Source organism: Caulobacter sp. GW821-FHT10A10 (genome assembly GCF_059415745.1).
On record NZ_JBWKNV010000003.1, the window covers coordinates 301,764 to 326,858 of the forward strand.

Annotated in this window: 26 protein-coding genes; 14 read left to right on the plus strand and 12 right to left on the minus strand. The window is 68.4% G+C overall.

The genetic code is table 11. From position 1 onward, the window contains the following. Window positions 1-40 precede the first annotated feature (40 nt). Genes acpS through pyrE form a run of 3 tightly spaced genes read right to left on the minus strand, consistent with a single transcriptional unit; the run spans window position 41 to window position 1,784 of the window. Window positions 41-442 (minus strand): holo-ACP synthase, encoded by a 402-nt coding sequence (acpS, locus tag AC07NS_RS10725; protein ID WP_494603082.1) that lies wholly within the window; start codon window positions 440-442, stop codon window positions 41-43. After that, window positions 439-1,194, minus strand: coding sequence for a pyridoxine 5'-phosphate synthase (locus tag AC07NS_RS10730; RefSeq protein WP_494603083.1), 756 nt, complete (start codon window positions 1,192-1,194; stop codon window positions 439-441). Before AC07NS_RS10730 ends, acpS begins: the two co-directional genes overlap by 4 nt. Before the next feature lie 5 nt (window positions 1,195-1,199). Next, window positions 1,200-1,784 (minus strand): orotate phosphoribosyltransferase, encoded by a 585-nt coding sequence (gene pyrE / locus AC07NS_RS10735; RefSeq protein ID WP_494603084.1) that lies wholly within the window; start codon window positions 1,782-1,784, stop codon window positions 1,200-1,202. Window positions 1,785-1,851: 67 nt separating this feature from the next. Between pyrE and AC07NS_RS10740 the strand changes: the two genes are divergently transcribed. After that, window positions 1,852-2,262 (plus strand): NUDIX domain-containing protein, encoded by a 411-nt coding sequence (locus AC07NS_RS10740; protein ID WP_494603085.1) that lies wholly within the window; start codon window positions 1,852-1,854, stop codon window positions 2,260-2,262. Between the two features lie 79 nt (window positions 2,263-2,341). After that, complete coding sequence (locus AC07NS_RS10745) at window positions 2,342-2,794, plus strand: carboxymuconolactone decarboxylase family protein (protein ID WP_494603086.1); 453 nt, start codon at window positions 2,342-2,344, stop codon at window positions 2,792-2,794. A 174-nt stretch (window positions 2,795-2,968) separates the two neighbouring features. Here the strand turns inward: AC07NS_RS10745 and AC07NS_RS10750 are convergent, their stop codons facing one another. Together AC07NS_RS10750 and rpoZ are read right to left on the minus strand one after the other, a co-directional pair. After that, entirely contained in the window at window positions 2,969-5,119 is a 2,151-nt protein-coding gene (locus tag AC07NS_RS10750; RefSeq protein WP_494603478.1) for a RelA/SpoT family protein, read from the minus strand. A gap of 176 nt (window positions 5,120-5,295) precedes the next feature. Next, window positions 5,296-5,655, minus strand: coding sequence for a DNA-directed RNA polymerase subunit omega (gene rpoZ / locus AC07NS_RS10755; protein WP_058350513.1), 360 nt, complete (start codon window positions 5,653-5,655; stop codon window positions 5,296-5,298). A gap of 229 nt (window positions 5,656-5,884) precedes the next feature. Here rpoZ and AC07NS_RS10760 point away from each other — a divergent pair, with 229 nt between their 5' ends. Further along, window positions 5,885-6,499: a sulfotransferase family 2 domain-containing protein gene (locus AC07NS_RS10760; protein WP_494603087.1), complete on the plus strand. Its 615-nt coding sequence runs from the start codon at window positions 5,885-5,887 to the stop codon at window positions 6,497-6,499. Window positions 6,500-6,621: 122 nt separating this feature from the next. Here the strand turns inward: AC07NS_RS10760 and folK are convergent, their stop codons facing one another. Further along, window positions 6,622-7,101, minus strand: a complete 480-nt coding sequence (gene folK / locus AC07NS_RS10765) for a 2-amino-4-hydroxy-6-hydroxymethyldihydropteridine diphosphokinase (RefSeq protein ID WP_494603088.1) — start codon at window positions 7,099-7,101, stop codon at window positions 6,622-6,624. A 49-nt stretch (window positions 7,102-7,150) separates the two neighbouring features. On the opposite strand from folK, the gene AC07NS_RS10770 reads away from it, so the two are divergent. Together AC07NS_RS10770 and AC07NS_RS10775 are read left to right on the plus strand one after the other, a co-directional pair. Next, a complete protein-coding gene (locus AC07NS_RS10770; protein WP_494603089.1) occupies window positions 7,151-7,753 on the plus strand; it encodes a LabA-like NYN domain-containing protein in 603 nt (200 codons plus the stop codon). An 11-nt stretch (window positions 7,754-7,764) separates the two neighbouring features. Then, window positions 7,765-8,439 carry a uracil-DNA glycosylase gene (locus tag AC07NS_RS10775; RefSeq protein WP_494603090.1) on the plus strand — a complete coding sequence of 225 codons (675 nt, stop codon included), beginning with the start codon at window positions 7,765-7,767 and terminating at the stop codon, window positions 8,437-8,439. On the opposite strand, the gene AC07NS_RS10780 is transcribed toward AC07NS_RS10775, so the two are convergent. The 5 genes from AC07NS_RS10780 to glpK all read right to left on the minus strand — a co-directional run bounded on the left by AC07NS_RS10780 (window position 8,436) and on the right by glpK (window position 14,455). Then, window positions 8,436-9,605, minus strand: coding sequence for a hypothetical protein (locus AC07NS_RS10780; protein ID WP_494603091.1), 1,170 nt, complete (start codon window positions 9,603-9,605; stop codon window positions 8,436-8,438). The two genes, AC07NS_RS10775 and AC07NS_RS10780, sit on opposite strands and share 4 nt — an antisense overlap. Window positions 9,606-9,854: 249 nt before the next feature. Further along, entirely contained in the window at window positions 9,855-10,697 is an 843-nt protein-coding gene (locus AC07NS_RS10785; RefSeq protein WP_494603092.1) for an alpha/beta hydrolase, read from the minus strand. Next, window positions 10,697-11,911, minus strand: coding sequence for a Gfo/Idh/MocA family protein (locus AC07NS_RS10790; RefSeq protein ID WP_494603480.1), 1,215 nt, complete (start codon window positions 11,909-11,911; stop codon window positions 10,697-10,699). The genes AC07NS_RS10785 and AC07NS_RS10790 overlap by 1 nt, the downstream gene beginning before the upstream one ends. After that, window positions 11,818-12,780 (minus strand): SMP-30/gluconolactonase/LRE family protein, encoded by a 963-nt coding sequence (locus AC07NS_RS10795; protein WP_494603093.1) that lies wholly within the window; start codon window positions 12,778-12,780, stop codon window positions 11,818-11,820. The genes AC07NS_RS10790 and AC07NS_RS10795 overlap by 94 nt, the downstream gene beginning before the upstream one ends. Before the next feature lie 181 nt (window positions 12,781-12,961). Then, the gene (glpK, locus tag AC07NS_RS10800) at window positions 12,962-14,455 is read right to left on the minus strand and encodes a glycerol kinase GlpK (protein ID WP_494603094.1); all 1,494 of its coding nucleotides are present in this window, start codon (window positions 14,453-14,455) and stop codon (window positions 12,962-12,964) included. Window positions 14,456-14,598: 143 nt separating this feature from the next. Here glpK and AC07NS_RS10805 point away from each other — a divergent pair, with 143 nt between their 5' ends. The 6 genes from AC07NS_RS10805 (at window position 14,599) to AC07NS_RS10830 (ending at window position 20,250) form a co-directional block, all read left to right on the plus strand. After that, window positions 14,599-15,720, plus strand: coding sequence for a DUF2336 domain-containing protein (locus tag AC07NS_RS10805; protein ID WP_494603095.1), 1,122 nt, complete (start codon window positions 14,599-14,601; stop codon window positions 15,718-15,720). A 56-nt stretch (window positions 15,721-15,776) separates the two neighbouring features. Continuing rightward, entirely contained in the window at window positions 15,777-16,043 is a 267-nt protein-coding gene (locus AC07NS_RS10810) for a hypothetical protein (RefSeq protein ID WP_494603096.1), read from the plus strand. A 59-nt stretch (window positions 16,044-16,102) separates the two neighbouring features. Next, the gene (locus AC07NS_RS10815) at window positions 16,103-16,882 is read left to right on the plus strand and encodes an NAD kinase (RefSeq protein WP_494603097.1); all 780 of its coding nucleotides are present in this window, start codon (window positions 16,103-16,105) and stop codon (window positions 16,880-16,882) included. Between the two features lie 90 nt (window positions 16,883-16,972). Beyond that, window positions 16,973-17,449: an Hpt domain-containing protein gene (locus AC07NS_RS10820; protein WP_110121973.1), complete on the plus strand. Its 477-nt coding sequence runs from the start codon at window positions 16,973-16,975 to the stop codon at window positions 17,447-17,449. A 126-nt stretch (window positions 17,450-17,575) separates the two neighbouring features. After that, entirely contained in the window at window positions 17,576-18,781 is a 1,206-nt protein-coding gene (locus tag AC07NS_RS10825) for a glycosyltransferase (RefSeq protein WP_494603098.1), read from the plus strand. Next, window positions 18,676-20,250 carry a hypothetical protein gene (locus AC07NS_RS10830; protein WP_494603099.1) on the plus strand — a complete coding sequence of 525 codons (1,575 nt, stop codon included), beginning with the start codon at window positions 18,676-18,678 and terminating at the stop codon, window positions 20,248-20,250. Before AC07NS_RS10825 ends, AC07NS_RS10830 begins: the two co-directional genes overlap by 106 nt. Window positions 20,251-20,391: 141 nt before the next feature. On the opposite strand, the gene folD is transcribed toward AC07NS_RS10830, so the two are convergent. After that, on the minus strand, window positions 20,392-21,270 hold the full coding sequence (folD, locus tag AC07NS_RS10835) for a bifunctional methylenetetrahydrofolate dehydrogenase/methenyltetrahydrofolate cyclohydrolase FolD (RefSeq protein WP_494603100.1): 879 nt from the start codon (window positions 21,268-21,270) through the stop codon (window positions 20,392-20,394). Window positions 21,271-21,394: 124 nt separating this feature from the next. Here folD and crtY point away from each other — a divergent pair, with 124 nt between their 5' ends. From crtY to AC07NS_RS10850, 3 genes are read left to right on the plus strand one after another with little or no spacing between them, the layout of a single operon-like run. Next, window positions 21,395-22,582 carry a lycopene beta-cyclase CrtY gene (crtY, locus tag AC07NS_RS10840; RefSeq protein ID WP_494603101.1) on the plus strand — a complete coding sequence of 396 codons (1,188 nt, stop codon included), beginning with the start codon at window positions 21,395-21,397 and terminating at the stop codon, window positions 22,580-22,582. Continuing rightward, window positions 22,579-24,102 (plus strand): phytoene desaturase, encoded by a 1,524-nt coding sequence (locus AC07NS_RS10845; protein ID WP_494603102.1) that lies wholly within the window; start codon window positions 22,579-22,581, stop codon window positions 24,100-24,102. The genes crtY and AC07NS_RS10845 overlap by 4 nt, the downstream gene beginning before the upstream one ends. Continuing rightward, complete coding sequence (locus AC07NS_RS10850) at window positions 24,099-25,043, plus strand: phytoene/squalene synthase family protein (protein ID WP_494603103.1); 945 nt, start codon at window positions 24,099-24,101, stop codon at window positions 25,041-25,043. The genes AC07NS_RS10845 and AC07NS_RS10850 overlap by 4 nt, the downstream gene beginning before the upstream one ends. The last annotated feature ends 52 nt before the right edge of the window (window positions 25,044-25,095 follow it).

Consider the following 25,095-nt stretch of genomic DNA (forward strand, 5'->3'; position numbering starts at 1 on the left):
ACGGCCGTTCCGGAAGGGGATCGCTGCAAGCCGCGCGCCGTCAGGACGCCGGCAGGGCCTCGATGATCACGAAGGCCTGGGCGTAGGGGTGGTCGTCGGTTAGCGAAAGATGGATCACCGGGACCATGCCCTCCGGGATCAGCTGCGCCAGCTTGGCCGCCGCCCCGCCGGTCAGGGCCATGGTCGGCTTGCCCGACGGCAGGTTGACCACGCCCATGTCGGCCAGGTGCACGCCCTGCTTCAGTCCCGTGCCCAGCGCCTTGGAGCAGGCCTCCTTGGCGGCGAAGCGCTTGGCGTAGCTGGAGGCGCGGTCGGGCTTGCGCTCGGACCGTTTGCGCTCGATCTCGGTGAAGACCTTGTTGGTGAAGCGCTCGCCGAAGCGTTCGAGGGTCTTCTCGATCCGGCGGATGTCGCTGAGGTCCGAGCCGATCCCGATAATCACGCCGCCAACTCCAGCCGCGCCGCGTCCATCAGAGTCCGCATCCGCAGGATCGCCTGCGGCAGGCCCACGAAGATCGCCTCGCCGATCAGGAAGTGGCCGATATTCAGCTCGACGATCTGCGGGATGGCCGCGATCGGCTTGACCGTGGCGTAGTCGATGCCATGGCCGGCATGCACCTCCAGCCCCAGCGAGGCGGCTAGGGCCGCGCCCGCCTTCAGGCGCTCCAGGATGGCGGCGGCGCGCTCGGTTTCGCCGGCCCGGGCAGCGTCGCAATAGGCGCCGGTGTGCAGTTCCACCACCTGGGCGCCGGCGTCGGCCGAGGCCTGGATCTGGGCGGGATCGGCCTCGATGAACAGAGACACCCGCGACCCAACACCGCGCAGGCGGCCGGTGGCGTCGGCGATACGGTTGGCGCCCTTGACCACGTCGAGACCGCCTTCGGTCGTCACCTCCTCGCGCCGCTCGGGCACCAGGCAGGCGGCGTGCGGCCGCGCCCCGATCGCGATGCCGACCATCTCGTCGGTGACCGCCATCTCGAAGTTCAGCGGTTTGCCGCGCTTGAGACAGAGGTCGGTCAGCACGACGATGTCGGCGTCGCTGATGTGGCGGCGATCCTCGCGCAGGTGCGCGGTGATGCCGTCGGCGCCCGCCGCGAGCGCCAGCTCGGCGGCCCGCACCGGTTCCGGATAGCTCGACCCGCGCGCGTTGCGGATCGTGGCCACGTGGTCGATGTTGACGCCGAGCCGCAGCATGGGTCTCAGCCCTTCAGCCGGCGGCTGCCCGGATCCTCGATCGGGATCGCGGCCAGTTCGGGCGGCAGGGCGTCGGCCGGATAGGCCGGCACGTCCAGGCTGGCCAGGGCGATCAGCGGCACGCCGACATCGGCCTTGCCGCCTGAACGATCGACGATGCAGGCGGCCGCCACAACGTCGCCGCCGGCGTCCTTGATCGCCTGGATGCATTCGCGCGACGACAGGCCGGTGGTGACGATGTCCTCGACCATCACGACCTTCTGGCCCGGCTCCAGGTGGAAGCCGCGGCGGAACTTGAAGCCGCCGCCCTCGCGCTCGACATAGATCGACGGCACGTTCAGATGACGGGCGGTCTCGTAGCCCGGGATGATCCCGCCGACGGCCGGCGAGACGGCGACGTCCACATGGCCCACCGTGGCGACGATCTTGTCGGCCAGGGCCTTGCAGAGGCGCTCGCACCGCTCGGGCCGCATGAACACCAGGTTCTTCTGCAGAAACACGGGGCTGTGCAGGCCGCTGGACAGCACGAAGTGACCTTCGCGCAGGGCGCCGGCGGCGCGGAATTCTTCAAGGACGTCGTCGTTGGTCATGAGCCGTGGATATAAGGCCAGCGCGGCGAGTCTACAAACCATCGACGAAGGGGCGTAGGACAGCGCCATGAGCGACTCCCCTCTCCGCCCCCGCGTCGGCTGCGGCGCGGCCATTCTCGACGGCCAGGGCCGCATCCTGCTGGTCCGGCGTCGCCGCGAGCCCGAGGCCGGCCATTGGGGCCAGCCGGGCGGCAAGCTCGACTGGGGCGAACCCGGCCGCGCCTGCGCCGAGCGCGAGATCCGCGAGGAACTGGGGATCGAGGTCAATGCCGGTCCGGTGCTGGCCGTCACCGACATGATCACCGCCGACAGCCACTGGCTGGCCGTCACCTACCGCGCCGACGGCTGCGTGGGCGAGCCCGCGATCCAGGAGCCGGACGCGATCGCCGACTGGGGCTGGTTCGCGCTCGACGCCCTGCCCTCGCCCCTGACCCAGGCCACCCGCGATGCGGTGGCGGCGCTGCGGAACGCGGCCTGAAACTTTTTTCGCGAGGCCGCGTCACACGCGCGGTCCTCGCCTCGTCATGACGGCGCAACCCTCTCAAAGGAGACCCGCCATGACCGCCAAGCTCGATCCCTTCGCCGCCGCTCCCGCCGTGATGAAGTCGTGGTTCACCGCCTCGACCGTCATCGCCGCCAGCCTGGAGCCCAGCCTGATCGAACTGGTCAAGATCCGCGCCTCGCAGATCAACGCCTGCGCCAACTGTATCAACATGCACACGGCCGAAGCCCGCGCCCAGGGCGAGACCGAGCAGCGCATCTACCTGCTGTCGGCCTGGCGCGAGGCGCCCTGCTACACGCCCCGCGAACGCGCCGCCCTGGCCTGGACCGAGGCCCTGACGCGCCTGTCCGAAGGCCACACCCAGGAGGCGGCGCACGCCGACCTCGCGGCCCAGTTCAGTGAAGAAGAGCAGGTCAAGCTGACCCTGATGATCAACGTCATCAACGGCTGGAACCGCCTGGCGGTGGGCTTTGGCCTCTGGATCGAGCAGCCGGTGAAAGCGGCTTGAAGAACCCTTCTCCCATAGGGAGAAGGAGGGGCCCGCGCCGCAGGCGTGGGAGGATGAGGGGTTACGAAGCCGGCCGGCGTGCCGGCACGGATCCGGGGCAATGCGGCGAGGGTGTACCCCCTCACCCTCCCATGCTTCGCATGGGCCCCTCCCTCTCCCTATGGGAGAGGTTTTCTAACCCCGCGTCCGGTCCACCGTCTCGACCGACGGGCAGGTGCGCAGCGCCGCCGAGATGTTGGTCAGGTGCTTGGCGTCGCGCACCTCGACATCGATGTCCGTGTCGAAGAAGTCGCTCTGCCGGTGGTGCATGCGCAGATTGACGATATTGCCGCCCGCCTCGCCGATGATCGTGCAGACCTGCCCCAGCACGCCCGGCGCATTGCCGATGGTGGCGTGCAGGCGGGCCAGCGAGACGGTGTCGCGCTCGGCTTCCGGCGTCCAGTTGAGGTCGCGCCAGAGGTCCTCGCGCTCCTCGAACTCGGCCAGCTTCGGGCAGTCGATGGTATGGACGTCCAGGCCCTCACCATCCTCGCGCAGGATGCCGACGATGCGGTCGCCCGGCACCGGGCTGCAGCAGTGGGCGAAGTGCAGCGACACGCCAGGGGTCAGCCCCCCGCCGCGCACATAGAGCCGCGCGCCCTTGCCGCCCTCGATCTTGCGACGGGCCGTGGCAGCCTCGCGCTCGGCGTCCTTCATGCCGGGGAAGGCAGTCTCCAGAACCTGGCTAGGCGTCACGCGGCCGCGGCCGACGGCGTCGAACAGGGCCTCTTCGCTCTCCAGCGCGAAGCGTTCAAGGATCGGCCGCAGCGACACGTCCTTCAGGCTCTTGCCGGCGCGCTCGAAGATCTGCTCCACCGAGGCCCGGCCCAGGCGCAGGAACTCTTCCTTCTCGGTCTGGCGGATGTGCCGGCGGATGGCCGAACGCGCCCGGCCGGTCACCGTCAGCGAGCGCCAGTCCGGCGGCACCACGGGCTTGGAGCCGCGGATCACCTCGACCACGTCGCCATTGGTCAGGATGGTGCGCAGCGGCTTCAGCTCGCCGTTGATCTTCACGCCGATGCAAGTGTCGCCGACGCTGGTGTGGACGGCGTAGGCGAAATCGAGCGGCATCGCGCCCCGCGGCAGGCTGACCAGCTTGCCCTTGGGGGTGAAGACGAACACCTGGTCGAGGAACATCTCGAGCTTGGCGTGCTCGACCAGCTCTTCGCTGTCGCCGCCGTGCTCGAGCACCTGGACCAGCTGGCGCAGGTTGGCCAGCGGATCGCGGCCGCCGGCGGCCTCCATGCCTTCCAGGTCGAGGCCGTACGAGGCGTCCTTGTAGCGGAAGTGGGCGGCCACGCCCTCTTCGTTCACCCGGTCCATCGACTCGGTGCGGATCTGCATCTCGATGCGCATGCCGCGCGGGCCGACCACCGTCGTGTGCAGCGAGCGGTAGTTGTTGCGCTTGGGAGTCGAGATGAAGTCCTTGAAGCGATCGGGCACGCTGGACCAGGCGCGATGGACGACGCCGAGCGCGCGGTAGCAGTCCTCCTCGCTGTCGACGATCACGCGGAAGGCGTAGATGTCCGACATCTGGGAGAAGCCGATCGATTTGCGCTGCAGCTTGCGCCAGATCGAATAGGGCGCCTTTTCGCGACCGAAGACGCGGGCCGGCAGGTTGGCCGACTCCAGGCGCGCCTGGATCTCCTGGCTTACCAGCTGGACCGCCCCGCCCTGCTCCTCGCGCAGCTTTTCCAGCCGGCGGACGATGGCGTCGCGGGCGACCGGGTTGGTGTGCTGGAAGGACAGCTCCTCCAGCTCGGTGCAGATGCGGTGACAGCCGATGTTGCGGGCCAGCGGCGCATAGATGTCGCGCGTCTCGCGGGCGATGCGCTCGCGCTTGGCCTGGGCCTTGATGAAATGCAGCGTCCGCATGTTGTGCAGACGGTCGGCCAGCTTGACCAGCAGGACGCGGACGTCCTTGGAGATGGCGAGGATGAACTTGCGCAGGTTCTCGGCCTGGCGGGTGTGCTCGGCCTGGAGTTCCAGCTTGGAAAGCTTGGTGACGCCCTCGACCAGCTCGGCGATCTCCTCGCCGAACAGCTTGCCGATCTCCTCCTTGGTGACCGGCGTGTCCTCGATCACGTCGTGCAGCAGCGCCGTGACGATGGTCGCGGTGTCGAGCCGGTATTCGGTGAGGATGCCCGCTACCTCGATCGGGTGGGCGTAGTAGGGGTCGCCGCTGGCCCGCGTCTGGCTGCCGTGCATGCGCATGGCGAAGACGTAGGCGCGGTTGAGCAGGGCCTCGTCGGCCGTCGGGTCGTAGGCGTGGACCCGCTCGATCAGCTCGTACTGGCGAAGGAACTTGCGCGGCTTGGGCGCGGGGGCCGGTTCGGCCGGGGTCTCGGCGCCATTGACGGGCGCCTGAGACGACGACGCGCCCGATTCGGAATCGGGCGCGCGTTCGGACGGAGCGGCGGCGGGCGCCGCTTCAATGATCAGAGGGTCTGCGCCGTCGGGGCTCAGTACCGCTCCTCCTGACCGCCGTCGCGGTCGCTTTGCAGCGCGCGAACGAGTTCCAGTTCGCTCATCTGCATGTGGGTCGGATCGGCCAGCAGGGCGAGGGTTTCGGCCTCTTCCTCGGCTTCCGAGTGCTCGTCGACGCGCTGCAGCGTGGTGATCAGGTGCTCCTTGAGCCCCTCGTGATCGATCACGTCGTCAGCGATCTCGCGCAGGGCGACGACCGGGTTCTTGTCGTTGTCGCGATCGACCATCAGGGCCGCACCGGCCGAGATGCCGCGAGCGCGGTGCGCCGACAGCAGGACGAGCGCGAAGCGGTTCGGAACCTTCTCGACGCAATCTTCGACGGTGACGCGGGCCATGAATTCCTCGGGCTGAGCGTTGGCTCTTGCAAAATAGGGCTCCGTGCGGCGTCACGCAACGCCGCTTCGGCTGTAACCCAGCTTTCGCGAGGCGGCGTGTATGCCCCCTCCCCGGCGCAAAGTCCAGTCGCAACAACGGTCACGATCGGGAAGTCGCTTCGATACAGGCCCGCGACAAGGTCCAGAATCCCGAAAATCGGCCGCAACAGCGTTCGCCGACCCTGTCGCCATGATCATTTCGCACCGCCACCGCTTCATCTTCATCAAGACTCGCAAGACCGCCGGCACCAGCATCGAGGCCTATCTGTCGGGCCTGTGCGGTCCGGACGACGTCGTCACCCCCGTCCATCCGCCCGAGCCCGGCCACCAGCCGCGCAACGCCCAAGGCTTCACCAACCACATGTCGGCGGCCCAGGTCGCCGCCAGGGTTCCCGACCTCTGGCGCGACTACTTCACCTTCTGCGTGGAGCGGAACCCGTGGGACAAGACGCTGTCGCACTACTTCATGAAGCGGAACTCGGCCTCCCACGGCGGCGATCGCGAGCTTTGCCTGGACCGCTACCTGGCCTCCGGCGACTACGCCCTGAACCTGCCGCTCTACGCCAGCCGGCTTTCCGGCAAACCCTTGGTCGACCGGGTGCTGCGCTACGAACACCTCGACCGCGAACTGGGCGACGTGTTCGAGACACTGGGCGTGCCGTGGTCCGGCCGCCTGCCGGTGAAGGCCAAGAGCGGCTGGCGACCGGATCGGCGATCCTACCGCGAGGTGCTCAGCCTGCGCCAAGCCGTGCGGATCGAGAAGATCTTCGCCCGGGAGATCCGCCTGCACGGCTATGCGTGGTGAGAGGCCCTCCCCCGTAAAATCCCCGCGAAAGCGGGGACCCAGGTGTTTTATCGTCGAGCGCCACGGGCTTCAGAAAAAGCCTGGGTCCCCGCTTTCGCGGGGATTTTACGGGTTAGGTGCGACTAAGCAGGCCGCGCATCCGCCCCCACGCTCGCCTCGGCCGCCAGCTCAGCCGCCGACCGCCCCAGCACCGGGTGAACCCACTCGGCCGCCACCTCCGCCAGCGGTCCCATGACGAACAATCGCTCGTGCGCCCTCGGATGCGGCAGGACGAGGTTTCCGTCGGTCACCGTCCGCCCATGGGCGATGAGATCCAGATCCAGCGTCCGGGCGGCGTTGCGCTCGGCCCGGGCGCGGCCGAACTCGGCCTCGATGCGATGCAGGGCCGCCAGCGCCTCGGCCGGCGCCAAGTCCGTCTCCACCAGCACGACGCCGTTCAGATAGGCCGGCCCGGTCGGATCGGGCCAGGCGGCCGAGGTCCACCAGCCCGAGCGGGCGACCACCGCCATGCCCTCGCCGGCCAGCGCCGAAACCGCCGCTTCCAACAAGGCCTCGCGACTCGTATAGGCTCCAGGCAGATTGCAGCCGAGGGCGACGACCACGGCCGCGTCCAGACCATTTCGATCAAGCCGATATTTCAAGGATTTACCCGTGACCTTCTATCCGACCGAGCGGTTGGCGCTGTTCATCGACGGGGCCAATCTCTATTCCGCCGCCAAGGCGCTGGGCTTCGACATCGACTACCGCAAGCTCCTCGACGAGTTCAAGAAGCGCGGCCTGCTGGTGCGGGCCTACTACTACACCGCCATCGCCGAGAACGACGACTATTCGCCGATCCGGCCGCTGGTCGACTGGCTCGACTACAACGGCTTCACCCTGGTGACCAAGCCGGCCCGCGAATACACCGACAGCCAGGGCCGCAAGCGCTGGCGCGGCGACATGGACATCGAGATCGCGGTGGACATGATGCAGATGGCCGACACGGTCGATCACCTGGTGCTGTTCTCGGGCGACGGCGACTTCCGCGCCCTGGTCGAGGCCGTGCAGCGCAAGGGCCGCCGGGTCACCGTGGTCTCCACGATGAAGAGCCAGCCGCCGATGACCAGCGACGACCTGCGCCGTCAGGCCGACAACTTCGTCGACCTCAACGACCTGGGCAACATCATCGGCCGCCCGCAACGCGCGCCGCAACAGCGCTACACCTCGACCGACGCCCGCACCCCGGCCGAGCGCGAAGCGGAAGACGAATACTAGGGGCCGCCGACATGCAGCATTCCAACATCGTCGGCGAGGTGGTCCCCTCCCCGGCCGAGCCGCCCCGCGACTGCCCGCTGTGCCCGCGTCTCGTGGCCTATCGCCGTGAGAACGAGGAACTCTATCCGGACTACTTCAACGGTCCGGCCCCGTCGTTCGGCGACAAGGACGCGCGCCTGCTGGTCGTGGGCCTGGCCCCTGGCCGCAAGGGCGCCAACCGCACCGGCCGCCCGTTCACCGGCGACTACGCCGGGACCCTGCTCTACGAGACCCTGATCAAGTACGGCTTCGCCACCGGCAAGTTCGAGGCGCGCATCGACGACTCGCTGAAGCTGGTCGGCAGCGCGGTGACCAACGCCGTCCGCTGCGCCCCGCCCGGCAACAAGCCCGAGACCTCCGAAGAGAACACCTGCCGCCCCTTCCTGAAGGCGCGGCTGGACATGTTCCCCAACCTCAAGGCCATCGTCACCCTGGGCGACGTCTCTCGCCGCAACGTGCTGAAGACCCTGGGCCTGAAGGCCTCGGCAGGGATCCCCGGCCACGGCTCGGAGTTCCAGGCCGGCCCCTATCGCATCTTCAACAGCTATCACTGCTCGCGGCTCAACACGAACACCGGACGCCTGACGACGCCGATGTTCGAGGAGCTGTTCGCGCGGGTGAGGGCTTACGTGGACGCGGCCGACTAGGAGAGTAAGTGACGGTCTTCACTGCCGGGATACAGCACGTCGCCAGAACTCACCCGCTCAACAATGCTGGCATTCATTCGATCGATCGTCGTTCTCAACACCTTTACGGGATCGGCCCCTAGGGCCTGAAACTGAACTAATACGCCTTGACCCGCCTCAGCGGTACCGCATTCAACCCAGAGACCCTCGCCTCGAAGCGTGACGGCCGTCGGAACGAGTCGCGACGCTGCATAAGCTTGAACTTCAGCCAACTGTGCCGGAGACGGCGGAATGGATGGTTCAGGTGGAGGCTCAACATTGACTCCACCGCCAACCCGGTCTGCTACCGCATCAATTTGGCTTTGGAAGGCTTTGAGCAAAACGCCCTCGCTCGGTGGCGTCCAAGGCTGAAAGCGCCATTCGAACGGCTCATCCCGTTCCAATGGCGAGTAGATATATCCAATCCCAGCATTCAGAACCATCGCGCCAGCAACCCCGACGCCCCGTAACCTGGCTCCCATTGCGTGGAATGCCCACTGCGTCATGCCGCTACGTTGATCGGCTAGATGTCGATCCGTCAAACCTGTGGACATATCGACTTTGTCCCAGTTCGCAACGGCGACGTGGGGCAGATAGCAATGCCCATATGGTGAGCCCAACAGCAGAAAGCTAAATCCACCCACGCCATCGTCTACGAATACGCCGTCGAAAAGGCGGAGGAAGGCCGACACAAAGACCCTTTCGGCCTCCTGGTCATGAGGAACAAATGAAAATGGCCCCCTCTTCTCTTCACTCGCCAATCGGCCGTTTAGATCCCGTTTTCCGATGCAGACATCATCCAAATCGAACGAGATTCTACCTTCCCAGACCCGCTTCAGGCTTGCCCCATGGCTGTGGGAGGCCAAAACGAATTCCAGATCACCACAGTGTTTTTTTGTAGCTTCAACAAGAAGCTGTTCGACATCCGATTGCGATCCACCCGCATCCAAACATTTCTTAGCGGCGCGCACTGTATCAGCACCTTGATTGGCGCCTCCTGCATAACCCACTGACATGCAAGAGTTGAGTATAACGGCCTTTAGCCGCCCTGGGATCATGTCGTGGCGCGCATCCTGGCTAGCTGAGATCATGGTGTCCGAAGCGATCACGATCCGCTCCCCAAAACGTTTGGCAGCGATAAATGTCATATTGTATTGATCCGCCCCTTTAGCGGCAATTGCACGGGATATGTCGTTTCCTGCTCTCGTCGCACTGGGTGAGTGAGCGTATGAGATCGCGCCAGAACATGTGCGGTATACGTCAGCGCGTCATCAAGGATATTAATTGCTGCGGACCGAGCATGACCGCTCTACAGCTTTTACCGACACGCGCCCCCGAAGTATTGCCCACCGAAACACGTTTACATTAAAAATGATGACCCCGAATGTCGAAATGTCCTAGCGCTTGCTCGTCCAGCCGTTGTCGGCCAGCCAGTCGCGCAACCGCTCCGGCCAGGCCTTGATCGCGGCCTTGTCGGTGCGGAAGCCCATGTTGAAGGCGTGGCCGCCGCTCTGGAACAGGTGGAACTCGACCGGGACCTTGGCGGCCCGGAACTTGGCCAGCAACTCCACCGGCGGCGCCGAGCAGCACTCGTCGTCGTCGGCCGCCAGGATGAAGGCCGGCGGCGTATCGGCCGGGATCTTGTCGGGAATGCCGGCCGGGCCGGGATAGATCAGCACCTGGAAGTCGGGCCGCCCGCTGACGGCGTCGACCGCATCGACCTTCGGGTCCTTGGCCGTGGAGCCGTAGACGGCCAGATCCACCACCTCGCCGCCGCCGGAAAAGCCCATCAGGCCGATCTTCTTCGGATCCACCCCGAACTCGGCGGCGCGCGAGCGCACCAGCCGCACGGCCCGCACCGCGTCCTGGCGGGCGTGGTCGATGGTGTAGGGCGAGCCCTCCTCTTGGCTGAGGCGGTACTTCAGCACGAACACCGCCACCCCCATCGGGTTCAGTACCTTGGCGACGTCGGTCCCTTCCGGATGGATGACCAGCATCTTGTGGCCGCCGCCCGGCAGGACGATCACCGCCGCGCCCGTGGCCTTGTCGGCCGGCGGCAGATAGGCCGTCACCGACGGATCGTTGATCGACTTGGCCCAGTATTCGGCCGCCTGTTCGGGGATGGCCTTGCGCGCCTCGAAGCCCGGCGCACCATTGGGCCACAGGGCCACGCGCTGCTGGGCGTGCGCCAGGGCGGGAAGCGACAGCGCGATACCCGCGGCGAGGATCAGGCGGCGCATCACAGCTTCACCGTCCGGCCTTCGCGGGCCGCCTGGTAGATCGCCTCGATGATCCGCAGGTCCTTCAGCCCCTCCTCGCCTGGCACGATCGGATCGCGATCGGTGAGGATGCATTCCGACAGGTGATCGAGCTGGCCGGCGAACTGGCTCTTCTTCACCGCCGGCGGCGTGCGCGGTTTGGCCTGGCCGTCGAGATTGGCCCGCATGGTCTGGCCCTCGTAGCTGGTGGCCGGATCAATCTCGACCCAGCCCTTGGGCCCCGACACCCGATAGCGGTTGCAGTTGGCGCTGTAGGTCGAGACGCAGTTGGCCGTCGCTCCCGAGGGGAACAGGAGCTGGAAGTTGATCGTGTCCTCGACCTCGGCGAACACCGGGTTGGAGCGGTCGGTCGACTCCATGGCGTTGACCGCGATCGGCTCCTCGCCGGTCAGGTAGCGGGCGGCGTTGAGGCTGTAGATGCCGATGTCCATCAGGCTGCCGCCGCCCGACAGCGCCTTCTTCACGCGCCACATGGTCGGATCGCTGGCGGTCCAGCCGTGGTCGGCGACGATGGTGCGCACCGGTCCCAGCGCTCCGCCGCGCGACAGGGCGATGGCGTCGAGGTTGTGCGGCTCGAAGCGGCTGCGGTAACCGATCATCAGCTTGCGGCCGGCGGCCTTGCAGGCGGCGATCATCGCCTCGCAATCGGCGACCGAAGTCGCCATCGGCTTTTCGCACATCACGTGCTTGCCGGCCCGCGCCGCCCGCTCGGTGAACGTCCGGTGCAGGCTGTTGGGGGTGATCACATAGACGATGTCGACCGCCGGATTGTCGGCGATGCGATCGAAGGTCTCGTAGGAATAGCGATTAGCCTCGGCGATCCCGTACAGGGCGCCGTATTTGGCCAACTTCTCCGGCGAGCCGCTGACCAGGGCCACCAGCTTGGAATGCTCACATTCGGCGAAACGCGGCATGATGATCTGGGTGGCGTAGTAGCCCAGGCCCAGCACCGCATAGCCCAGCTTGCGGTCCTCGGCTTTCGCCTGCGCCAGGGCGGCGGCCGGAGCCGTGGCGGCCATGGCGCCGGCGGCGAGGCCGGCGTGAAGGAACGTGCGCTTGTTCATCACCCAGCCCTCCATGGCTACCAGACCAGCCCGGTCGTCTTGAGCCGCACCCGCGCCAGGGTCTTGTCGGCAGTCAGGAACAGGGTCTTGCCGTCCTCGCCAAAAGCGCAGTTGGCGATCGGACCGCCGGTCTCGATGACGCCGATCAGCTCGCCCGCCGGGGTGATCACCAGCACCCCGCCCGGTCCCGTAGCGTAGAGGCGACCCTCGGTGTCCAGGCACATGCCGTCGGGCAGGCCAGGACCGCCGGCCTTGTGCAGGGCCGAAGCGTCGAAGAACACCTTGCGCGAGGTCGGCAGGCCGTCGGCGCCCAGGTCGTAGGCCATGATCACCGGCCCTTCCGGATCCGAGACCGCCACATAGAGGCGCTTCTCGTCAGGGCTGAGCGCGACACCGTTGGGGAAGGTCAGCTTGTCGTCGATCACCGCCAGCGAGCCGTCGGACCGCAGCAGATAGACGCCGTTGAAGCTCAGTTCCTTGGCCGGCGAGGCGTCCAGGCCCTCCAGGCCATAGGGCGGATCGGTGAAGTAGATCGCGCCGGACTTGGCTACGGCCAGATCGTTGGGGCTGTTGAAGCGCTTGCCCTGGTAGCGGTCGACGACGACCGACTTGGCCTTGGTCTTCAGGTCCAGTTTCGTGATCGCCCGATAGCCGTGATTGCAGACCAGCAGGTCGCCGTGCGCGTCCAGCGCCATGCCGTTCGAGCCCGGCTCGCGGAAGATCTTGGTCGGCGGGCCGTCATAGCCCGAGGGCTGCAGGAAGACGCTTTTGCCGTCCTTCTGGCTCCAGCGGTACATGATGTTGGCCGGCACGTCGGAGAAGACCAGGTACTGGCCGTCCTTCACCCAGACCGGCCCCTCCGACCAGACGAAACCGTCGGCCAGGATCTCGATCTTCGTATTGGGAGCGATCACCGCGTCGAGGGCGGGCGAGAGGCGACGAATGGCGCCCACGGTCGGGGCGGCGGCTTGGGCGGACATGGAAAGGCCTCCGGCGGCGAATGCGGCGCCGGCTCCGAGAGCCAGCGTGACGGTGCGGCGCGTCGCGGTCATGCGTGAGGCCTCCCTTATGCGGTTATTGCTTTTGACAGCGATGTCATAGCAATGCCCGCCCAGGTTGGCGAGACGCTTGTCGACACGTCTTGAGATTTGCGGCGCTCCCCTAGGAGCGCACGCGCGGCACACAGTCCAGCCAGCGGGCATAGGCCGCCTCGCGGGCGTGGACGGCCATGGCCGGCTTCAGGTCCTCGGCGGCCGGGCGCGCCTTGGCGGCCGTCTCCAGCGAATCGTAGACCCCAGCCCCCAGCCCCGCGAACAGGGCCGCGCCCAGGGCCGTGGTCTCCTGGTAGCTGGCCCTCGCCACCGGCAGGCCGGTCAGGTCGGCCAGGCGCTGGCTGAACCAGGCGCTCTTGGACATGCCGCCGTCGATGCGTAGCTGGGCCTCGCCGAGGAAGGCGTCCGGCGCGTCGGCGCGCATGGCCTCGATCAGGTCGCGGCTCTGCAGGGCGCAGGCGTCGTAGGTGGCCGAAGCGATCTCGGGCAGGCCGGCGTCGCGGGTCAGGCCGAAGATCGCGCCCCGCGCCTTGGCGTCCCACCAGGGCGCGCCGAGACCGGTGAAGGCCGGCACCACGACGACACCGTGATCGGCCTTGGCCGCACGGGCCAGGGCCTCGGCCGCGCGCGGACCGCCGGTGATCCCCAGCCCTTCGCCCAGCCACTGGATCGCCGCACCCGCCACGAAGATCGAGCCTTCCAGGGCGTAGGTCGCCTGGCCGTTCACCCGCGCCGCCACCGTCGTCAGCAGCCGCGAGGCCGAGACCGGCCGGGTGGTCCCGGTGTTGATCAGCATGAAGCAGCCGGTGCCGTAGGTGGCCTTCATCTCGCCGGGCCGGATGCAGCCCTGCCCCATCAGCGCCGCCTGCTGGTCGCCGGCCACGCCGCGGATCGGCAGCGGCTGACCCAGCACCTGGGCGCTCACCTCGCCGAAGTCGGCGGCGCAGTCCAGCACCTGCGGCAGCAGCGAGCGCGGCACGCCGAACAGGTCGAGCATCGGCTGCGACCAGTCCTGAGCCTGGATGTCGAACAGCAGGGTGCGCGAGGCGTTGGTGGCGTCGGTCACGTGCCGCGCGCCGCCGGTCAGCTTCCAGATCACCCACGTATCCATCGTCCCGGCCAGCAGTTGCCCAGCCTCGGCCCTGGCGCGGGCGCCGGGCACGTTGTCGAGCAGCCAGGCGATCTTGGTGGCCGAGAAATAGGGGTCGAGCAGCAAGCCGGTGACGGCCGTAACCTCGGCCTCCTTGCCGTCCTTGCGTAGCTTTTCGCAGGCTTCGGCCGTGCGGCGATCCTGCCAGACGATCGCCGGATGGATCGGCCGGCCGGTGGTCTTGTCCCACACCACCACCGTCTCGCGCTGATTGGTGATTCCCAGGGCCACGACCGCATCGAGGTCCGCGCCGGACTTCTCGACCGCCTCGCGGATCACGGCGACGCAGGCGGCGGCGATCTCGTCAGCGTCGTGCTCTACCCAGCCGTCCTTGGGGTAGCTCTGGCGCAGCGGACGCCCGGCCTCGGCCACGGCGGCCCCTTCGCTGTCGAACAGGATCGCCCGCGTGCTCGTGGTGCCCTGGTCCAGCGCCAGGATCAGTGCTCGCCCCATACGCGTTTCCTCTTTCAAGACGCCCGCTTCACCTGCGACAGAGCGCCGCTATTCTCTCGGTTCCGTGGCTTGACCTGTTTAAGCATGTTTTCATCTGGAAACACCAAGGTGCCCATAGTCTCGTTTGGCGCCCGAGGAGGGTCGTGAGCCAAGCCGTACAGACCGCCGAACTTCTAGCCCTGGCCCGCAGCCGCGAGCCGGAAGATCGCGAACGGCTGCTCTCCGGGGTGATCGATCTCTGCGAGACCGGCGAAGCCCAGGGCAAGCCCGCCGCGCCCGAAATCCAGATCCTGCTCGATTCGATCTTCATGACCCTGGTGGTCGAGGCCGAGCGCGACATCCGTCAGCGCCTGGCCGAACGCCTGGCCGACGCGGCCTGGGCGCCGTCGGCCCTGGTCAACATCCTGGCCCTCGACGAGATCGAGATCGCCCGCCCGATCATCGCCCGCAGTCCCGTGCTGCAAGACCACGACCTGATCCGCCTGCTGGTGCAGGCCACGCTGGAGCACCAGATCGAGGTCGCCCGCCGCCCCGGCCTGCGCGCCCCGGTGGTCGAGGCCATTCTTTCGCAGGCCGAGCCTGCCGTGCTGACCGCCCTGGCCGGCAACACCACCGCCCAACTCAGCCAGGACGCCATGGGCCGCCTCGTGAGCCACGCCAAGGACGTGGTGGCCCTGCGCTCGCCCCTGGTCCGCCATCCGGGCCTGTCGCCCCTGCTGGCCGAGCAGCTTTATCTGTGGGTCGGCCGCGCCCTGCGCGACTCCCTGGCCGAGCGCTTCGAGCTCGACCCGGTCAAGCTGCGCGCCGCCGTCGACGAAGCCACCCACGCCGCCCACCTTGGCCTGCAACCCACCGCCGTCGGCGCCCTCTCCGTCGAGGACGAGGCCGACCGCGAGGAGATGGAAGCGGCCCTGGTCGAAAAGCTCGACTCCGCCGGCCAGCTGCGCCCCGGCTACCTGCTGCGCGTGCTGCGCGAAGGCCGCCTGCCGCTCTTCGTCTTCGCCATGGCGCGGTTGGGCCGCTTCGACGTGCGCCAGGTGCGCCGCGCCATCGACAGCAACCGTCCCGAACTGCTGGCCCTGGCCTGCTCGGCCGTCGGCATCGACCGCAGCGTCTTCCCGACCATCCTGGAGCACGTGCGCCAGTTGAACGGCGGCCGTCCCGGCGGCGGCGCGGAAGCCGCCCGCAAGGCCAGCGGCGCCTTCGGCCCGTTCCGTCCGGACATCGCCGCCATGGCGTTCCGCCAGGCCGTCAGCGCCGCCTGACCTCGGTGCGCCTCCCCCGCCCCGCTTCGCTCGCACACGACGATCGGTACGGCTGGATGCTTCAATTCCGGGGCGAAGCCTGCGACTTCACGATCCCGTTTCGCGCTTGGCTGGACGAGATCGCGCGTCGGCTCGGCGGCGCGCTGAGCCTGCCCGCCCAGGTTCCCGACGAGGACTTCGTCGAAGGCTCGCTGACCGTCGAAGGCGAGACGATCGCGGTCTATTACGAATTCAGCCTGGGCTATCTGTCGCTCGCCCACCCCGACAAGGCGACGATGAACGCCATCCGCCGGCGCCTGGCGCAGCCTGCCAACGCCGCCTGACGAAGGCTTCGCCGCCTGTTGTTTGACAAGCACCCGGCGATCCCGCCACTTGGGCCGGCATGTTCCAAGCCCAGCCTTATTCGACTCGCCTGACCTTCCAGGCCAGCGACCGCCCCGAGGCCCAGGAGGCCCGCGAGCGCCTGGCCGCCCGCTATGGCGACGCCGGCGACGACGCCCAGATCGTCGTGGCCCTTGGCGGCGACGGCTTCATGCTGGAGATGCTGCACGAGACGCTTCTGAACCAGAAGCCGATCTACGGCATGAACCGCGGCTCGGTCGGCTTCCTGATGAACGAGTACAGCGAGGACGGGCTGCTCGAACGGATCAACTCGGCCGAGCGCGCCGTCATCCATCCGCTGGCCATGGTCGCCATCGATTCCCGCCGCCGCCAGCACCGGGCGCTCGCCATCAACGAGGTCTCGCTGCTGCGCCAGACCCGCCAGACCGCCAAGCTGCGTATCTCGATCGACGGCAAGGTGCGGATGGGCGAACTGGTCTGCGACGGGGCCCTGGTGGCCACTCCGGCCGGCTCGACCGCCTACAACCTGTCGGCCCACGGACCGATCATCCCGATCGGCGCCCAGGTGCTGGCCCTGACCCCGATCAGCGCGTTTCGACCCAGGCGGTGGCGGGGCGCGCTTTTGCCGCAGAACGCGAGGGTGACGTTCGAGGTCCTGGAATGCGATAAGAGACCCGTCAGCGCCGTGGCCGACAACTATGAAGTCCGCGACGTCGTCGAGGTGCACATTTCCGAAGACCGGGGTTCGACCCTGTCGATGCTGTTCGACGCGGGCCGCAGTCTCGAGGAGCGTGTGCTGACCGAACAGTTCTCTGCGTAAGCTTTCGTGTGGGTGAAATCGCGATCTCACTCATTCTTAACGCCTGGCATGTGACCGTTCCCGAAGTAACGCCGACGGGGAGGCGACCCGATGAATAAGCCCGCTGAGGTTATCCAGGTGCCGAACATGCTCAAGCTCAAGGTGGGCGGGCGTGGCGGTATCGACATGGCCGCCATCGCCAAGGCCGAAGCGGCCTTGAAGAGCCTGTCGGGCAATTTCGCCCAATGGCTCAACGACGAGATCACCAAGCTCGAAGCCGCCCGCCAGGGCGTGCGAGCCGACGGCCTCACCGCCCAGACGGTCGAGACCCTCTATCTCCGCGCCCACGACCTGAAGGGCCTGGGCGCCACCTACGAATTCCCGTTGATCACCCGCCTGGCGGCCTCGCTGTGCAAGCTGATCGACGATCCGGCCACCCGCCTGCAGGCGCCGATGTTCCTGGTCGATGCTCACATCGACGCGATCAAGGCCTGCGTGCGCGACGAGATCAAGACCGACGAGCACCCGGTCGGCCGCGCCCTGGCGGTCGAATTGGAAGGCCGCGTGGCGGAATATCTGGCCGGATAACACCGGCCAGAATCCCCATTTGCGTCAATGTCGTAACAAGCTCGACTGACGTCCGATACCAACACAACAAACTGCCGGCAGAGTTCTCCGGGAACCTGACGCTCCTTCCAACGGAGCGCCGTTCCCATGGGTCAGCACACCACCACCATCCGTCCCGCGCGCCGTGCCGCCTCGCCCGCGGCCGCCGACTGGAACCGGCCGCAGGTCTCGGTGGTCATCTGCACCCTCGACGAACATGAGGCCATCGGCGGCGTGCTCGAGGCGCTGAGCGCCGACCTCGCCGACGTCTTCCATGAGATCATCGTCGTCGACGACTCCGCCGACGACCTCACCGCCCGGGCCGTGCTGGACGTGGCCCTGCGTCGCCCCGCCATCCGCCTGCTCAAGCGCGACGGCGTCGGGGGCCTGGCCTCGGCCGCCATCGCCGGCTGGGACTCGGCGCGCGGCCAGACCCTTGCCGTGATGGACGGCGACGGCCAGCACGATCCGCGACTGATCGGCGCCATGCTGCGCCGGATGAGCGCCCAACAGCCCGACCTCGTCGTGGCCAGCCGCTATCTCGACGGCGCGGGCTCGGGCCTGTCGGGCGTGCGCCACGCCATCAGCCGCGGCGGCGTCAATCTGGCCGGCCTGCTGCTGGGCCTGCGCCTGGCCGATCCGATGAGCGGCTGCTTCATGATGAGCCGCGACTGGTATGAGGCCGTGCGCTCGCGCCTGTCGGGTGTCGGCTTCAAGATCCTGGTCGACGTGGCCGCCTCGGGCGCGCGCCGCCCCGCCGTCGTCCAGATCCCCACCTCCCTGCTGCCGCGCGCCGGCGGCGAGTCGAAGCTCGACCTGCGGGTGATCTTCGATCTTGCCGGCCTGCTGGCCGAAAAGCGGACCAACGGCGTACTGTCGGCGCGGCTCTTCCAGTTCCTGGCGGTCGGGGCCAGCGGCCTCGTCGTCCATTTGGGCGTGCTGGGCGCGACCCAAGCTGCCGACATGGCCTTCTGGAGCGGCCAGACCCTGGCCATACTGGCGGCCATGACCTGGAATTTCGGGCTCAACAACGTCCTGACCTTCCGCGACAAGCGCCTGCGCGGCGCGGCCCTGTGGCGCGGCCTGCTCAGCTTCTACGCCGCGTGCCTGGGCGGCGCTCTGATCAACGACGCGGCCGGCGCTGGCCTCAACGCCATCGGTGCGTCCTGGGCGCTGGCCGGGGCCGGCGGCGCGGTGCTGGGCGCGCTGTGGAACTATCACGCCTCGCGCCGGGTCACCTGGCGCGACGTTCCCGAAAGTGCCGAGACCGAGACCCAGACCGCCTCGCCCCTGGCCGGGGAGAGCCGCGCCTGACCTTCTCGCCCGCCCCCGACCGCCGCGCCTGGTTCCTGGCCGGCGGCCTGCTGCTCGCCGCCGCCTTCGCGATCCGCGCCTGGCAGTTCGGCAATCCGCTGCTCCATGTCGACGAGAACTTCTACCTGCTGGTCGGCGACCGCATGCTGCACGGGGCCCTGCCCTATGTGGACATCTGGGACCGCAAGCCGGTCGGCCTGTTCACGCTGTTCGCCGCCATTCGCCTGCTCGGCGGCGACGGCATCGTGCAGTACCAGGTCGTCGCGACCCTGTTTGCAGCCGCAACAGCCCTGCTGATCGCCCGCCTCGCCGCCCCGGCGGCCGGGATCGTCGCGGCGACGGCGGCGGGCGTGGTCTACCTGCTGATGCTGCCGTTGGCCGGCGGCTGGGGCGGTCAGGCCCCAGTGTTCTACAACCTGCTGGTCGCCGGCGCGGCCCTGGCGGCCTATCGCGCGCTCAACGCCGACCCGCGCAGGATCCGCAGGCTCGGCTGCCTGGCCATGCTGCTGATCGGCCTTGGCCTGCAGCTGAAATACACCGTGGTGTTCGAGGGCTTCGCCTTCGGCGTCTTGCTGCTGGGCGTCTCCTGGCGCGCCTCGCGGTCCTGGACGCGCCTGGCGGCCGACGCCGCGCTCTGGATCGGCCTGGCCCTGGCGCCTACCCTGCTGGCCCTGGCCTACTACGCCTGGCGGGGCGAGGCCCAGGCCTTCATCTACGCCAACTTCCTGTCGATCGGCGCCCGGGCCGAGGCCAGCGACGCCGAGCTGGCCCCGCGCCTGCTGAAGGCCGCCCGCCTGCTAGTCCCGCCGCTCCTGGCGGTGGGCCTGGCCGCCTGGATCGGCGGCTGGCGCACGCGTCCCGGCGGCCGGACGGCGTTCGGCTTCGCGATCGGCTGGCTGGCGGCGGCGCTGGGCGGCTACCTGATCTTCGGCACCTATTTCGACCACTACGCCCTGCCGCTGCTGGCGCCGCTGGCCCTGGCCATGGCCCCGCTGTTCGCGACCCGCTCCCGCCGGCTGGGCCTGGCGATCGCCGCCGTCTTCATCGCCCTGGGCGTCACGGCCGACGGCGTCGCCTATGTGAAGGGCAAGGCCAAGCGCGGCGACGCGCACGAGATGGAGCAGTTGCTGGCCGCCATCCGGCCGGGCCTGTCGCAAGGTCTGTGGGTCTGGAACGGCGACAGCATCCTCTATCACCTGACCGGCGCGCCCCTGCCCTCGCGCTGGCCCTTCGCCGGCCACCTGAACCTGCTGCGCGAACACGGCGCCGTCGGCATGGATCAGGAGACCGAGGTGCGCCGCGTCCTGGCCACCCGTCCCGGCGTCATCGTCGACCGCACGCCCCGCGCCAAGGACTTCAACTTCACCGTCGTGAGGATCGTCGACGCGCAGCTGGCCGCGCACTACCGGCCGGTGAAGACCGTCAAGCTCAGCAAGTCTTCGCTGATCGTCTATCGGCGGGCCGATTGAAGAAGATCCTCCCCCTCTGGGGGAGGTGCCCGGAGGGCCGGAGGGGGGGCCGTTTTCAGCTTCCGAGGCGCTGACAGTCCTCAGCCCTTCCCTCTCCGTCGGCTTCGCGGACACCTCTCCCTTCAGGAGAGGGTCTCGATCTTATTCCCCGATCCCGTTCAGCCGCTTGGCCGCCAGCACCGTGTTGGCCAGCAGGCAGGCGATCGTCATCGGCCCGACGCCGCCCGGCACCGGCGTGATCGCCGAGGCCACGGCCTTGACCTCGTCGAAGGCCACGTCGCCCACAAGGCGCGTCTTGCCGTCGTCCTTGGGGATGCGGTTGATGCCGACGTCGATGACCACCGCGCCCGGCTTGACCCAATCGGCCTTGACCATCTGCGGGCGGCCGACGGCGGCCACGACGATGTCCGCTTCGCGGACGACGGCCGGCAGGTCCTTGGTGCGCGAGTGGGCGATGGTGACGGTGCAGTCGGCGGCTAGCAGCAGCTGGGCCATCGGCTTGCCCATCAGGTTCGAGCGGCCGATCACCACGGCGCGCTTGCCCGACAGCTCGCCCAGTTGGCCGCGCAGCAGCATCATGCAGCCGGTCGGGGTGCAGGGCGTCAGGGCCGGCAGGCCGCTGGCCAGGCGGCCGGCGTTGGCCACGGTCAGGCCGTCGACGTCCTTGTCGGGCGAGATGGCGGCGACCACGGCGGCCTGGCTGATGTGGTCGGGCACCGGGAACTGCACCAGCACGCCGTGCACGGCCGGATCGGAGTTCAGGCGCTCGACCAGGGCCAGCAGCTCGGCCTGCGAGGTCTCGGCCGGCAGGCGGTGGGTTTCCGAATGCATACCCGCTTCCAGGGTCTGCTCGCCCTTGCTGCGCACATAGACCTGGCTGGCCGGATCCTCGCCCACCAGCACCACGGCCAGGCCGGGGGTGAGGCCATGCTCGGCCTTCAGGCCAGCGACCTCGGCGGCGATGGTCTCGCGCAGGCGGGCGGCGAAGGCCTTCCCGTCGATGATGGCGGCTTCTGTCATGTGGGGGCGCTCCTGTGCGCGCTCCCCTATCCCCTCGCCCGCCCAGGTGCAACCGGTGAACCCGCGCCAAGTTCATGCGAACGCTCTGGCGTGGACGTCGTTCTTTCGTGCTAGAGCCGAGGGGATGGAATCTCCGTCCGCCGCGTTGCGCGCCGACGTCGTCCTGGTGGGCGGCGGACTGGCCAACAGCCTGATCGCCCTGCGCCTCAAGGCGCTGCGGCCGGGCCTGCGCGTGCTGTTGCTGGAGCGCGGCCCGACCATCGGCGGCCAGCACACCTGGTGCCACTTCGAGACCGACGTCGACGCCGCCATCGGCGGCTGGCTGCGCCCTCTGATCGCCCATCGCTGGACCGGCTACGAAGTGCGCTTCCCCGCCCACAGCCGCCGCCTGCCCACGCCCTATCTGGCCATCACCTCCAGGCGCCTGCACGAGGTGGTCTCCCGCGCTCTCGGCCTCGACGCCTGGACCAACATCGCTGTGGTCGACGTCAATCCGCACCAGGTGACGCTGGCCGACGGCCGCCGCATCGTCGCAGGCGCGGTGATCGACGGCCGCGGCGCCCGCCGCAGCAAGCGCCTGGCCCTGGGCTGGCAGAAGTTCGTCGGCCAGGACCTTCGCCTTTCCGCGCCCCACGGCCTGACCGCCCCGATCATCATGGACGCCACGGTGCCGCAGACCGACGGCTACCGCTTCGTCTACGTGCTGCCGCTCGACGCCCGCCGCCTGCTGGTGGAAGACACTCGCTATAGCGACGGCCCCGCGCTGGACCGCATCGCCCTCTCCGAAGCCATCATCGACTACGCCAAGTCCCAGGGCTGGACCATCGAGGCGGTCGAGCGCGAGGAGCACGGCGTGCTGCCCATCGCCCTGGGCGGCGACATCGACGCCTATTGGGCGGAAGCCCGGCCCCAGGTGGCCGAGGTCGGCCTGCGCGCCGCCCTCTTCCAGCCGACCACCGGCTATTCCCTGCCCGACGCCGCGCGCCTGGCCGACAAGATCGCCGCCCTGCCCCGTATCACCAGCGCCAGCGTGCGCGTCTGCGTCGAAAGCCAGTCCAAGGCCGCCTGGCGCAAGCGCCGCTTTTTGCGCCTGCTGAACCGCATGCTGTTCCGCGCCTGCGCGCCGGAAGAGCGCTATCGGGTGCTGGAGCGCTTCTACCGGCTATCGGTCCCGCTCATTCAGCGCTTCTATGCAGCCCGACTGACCTGGCGCGACCGGGCGAGGATTCTGATCGGCAAGCCGCCGGTGCCGATCCCGGCCGCCATGAAGTGCATTCGCGAAAGTTCCGTGTTCGGAGGACAAGACGCATGAACGCCCACGCCTCGCTCCCGCCCCGTCCAAAGGCGGCCGTGATCGGCGCCGGCTTCGGCGGACTGTCCCTGGCGGTGCGGCTGCAATCGCAGGGCTTCGACGTCACCCTGTTCGAGGGCCGCGAGAAGCCGGGCGGCCGGGCCTATGTCTGGGAGCAGGACGGCTTCACCTTCGACGCCGGCCCCACCGTCGTCACCGACCCCGACTGCCTCAAGGAGCTGTTCGAGGTCTCGGGCAAGCGAATCGAAGACTATGTCGAGCTGCTGCCGGTCGATCCGTTCTATCGCCTGCTGTGGGAAGACGGCGACGTCTTCGACTACGTCAACGACCAGGAGGGCCTGGATCGCCAGATCGCCGCCCGCAACCCGGCCGACGTCGAAGGCTATCGCCGCTTCCACGACTATTCCGAAGAGCTGTACCAGAAGGGTTATGTCGAGCTGGGCGCCGTGCCGTTCCTCGACTTCGGCAGCATGATCGCCGCCGCCCCGTCGCTGATGAAGCTGCAGGCCTGGCGCAGCGTCTACGACAAGGTCGCCGGCTTCGTGAAGGACGAGCACGTCCGCCAGGCCCTGTCTTTCCACAGCCTGCTGGTCGGCGGCAGCCCCTTCGCCACCTCGTCGATCTACGCCCTGATCCACGCCCTGGAGCGGCGCGGCGGCGTGTGGTTCCCGCGCGGCGGCACCCACGCCCTGGTCCGGGGTCTGGCCAAGCTGTTCCAGGACCTGGGCGGCAAGCTGCACCTGTCCCTGCCGGTCGAGCGCATCGCCGTGCGCGAGGGTCGCGTCACCGGCGTGGTCACCAAGGAAGGCTTCGAGGCCTTCGACACGGTCGCCTCCAACGCCGACGTCATGCACACCTACCGCCACCTGCTGCGCGAGGACCCGCGCGGCAAGAAGGTCGGCAAGGCGCTGGAAGCCAAGCGCTGGAGCCCGTCGCTGTTCGTGGTCTATTTCGGCCTCAAGACCCAGCACCCCGAGATCCGTCACCACACCATCTGCTTCGGCAACCGCTATCGCGAGCTGATCGGCGAGATCTACGGCAAGAACGCCCTGGCCGAGGACTTCTCGCTCTATCTGCACCACCCCACCGCCAGCGACCCGGCCATGGCCCCGGAAGGCTGCTCGACCTTCTACGCCCTCTCCCCGGTGCCGAACCTGGAGACGGCCGACATCGACTGGTCGGTCGAAGGGCCGAAGTACCGCGACCGCATCCTGGCCTATCTGGAAAAGCACTACATCCCGGGGCTTTCGGCCGACCTAGTGACCAGCCGCTTCATCACCCCGGACGACTTCGTGAAAGATCTCAACGCCTGGAAAGGCGCGGCCTTCTCGCTGGAGCCAATCCTGACCCAGAGCGCCTTCTTCCGCACCCATAACCGCGACGACGTGATCCCCAACCTCTATTTCGTCGGCGCCGGCACCCATCCGGGCGCGGGCATCCCGGGCGTGGTCGGCAGCGCCAAGGCCACGGCCGGGCTGATGATCGACGACTTCGCCACCCTGGCCCCGGCCGCCGAATGAGCGCGCTCGAAGCCCAGGACATCGAGGCCCAGAGCCGCGAGGCGATCCAGAAGGGGTCCAAGAGCTTCGCCGCCGCCGCCGCCCTGTTCGACGCGGAAACCCGCGCCGACGCCGAGATGCTCTACGCCTGGTGCCGCCACTGCGACGACGTCATCGACGGCCAGACCCTGGGTCACGGCATGAGCCCAGTGGCCGACGCGCCGGCGCGCCTGGAAGCCCTCTACGCCCAGACCCGCGCCGCCCTGGCCGGCGAGACGCCGACCGATCCGGTCTTCGCCGCCTTCCAGGCCGTGGCCCTGGGGCGCGGCATCCCCGAACGCTACGCGCTCGACCTGATCGACGGCTTTTCCATGGACGTCGAAGGCCGCAGCTACGAGACGCTGGAAGACCTGCTGGCCTATTGCTGGGGCGTGGCCGGCGTGGTCGGCGCGATGATGGCCATCGTCATGGGCGTGCCCGCCGAGGACCTGCCGACGCTGCGCCGCGCCCAGGACCTGGGCCTGGGCTTCCAGCTGACCAACATCGCCCGCGACATCGTCGAGGACGCCCGCAACGACCGGGTCTACGTGCCCCGCGCATGGCTGGCGGAACTGGACCTTTCGGTCGAGCAGCTGACCGACCCGGCCCGTCGGGACGACGTCGCCATCCTCGCCCGCCGCCTGGTGGACGCGGCCGAGCCATACTACGCCTCGGCCCGCTGGGGCCTGCGCGACCTGCCCGTCCGCTCGGCCTGGGCCATCGCGGCGGCCCGCGGCGTCTACCGCCAGATCGGCCTCGACGTGGTCGCCGCCGGGCCCTCGGCCTGGGACGAGCGCGTGGTCGTCAGTGGACGAATGAAGGCCTGGCGGGCGCTGGAAGGCGGCGTCGTGGCCCTGCGCTCGGCGACGCTGGACCGGTTGGGACGAACGCCCGAGCGGCCAGCGATGTGGTCGAGGATCTAGGCTCCACTCCCCTATCCGCCCGTCATTCCCGCCCTTGTGGCGGGAAACCCTG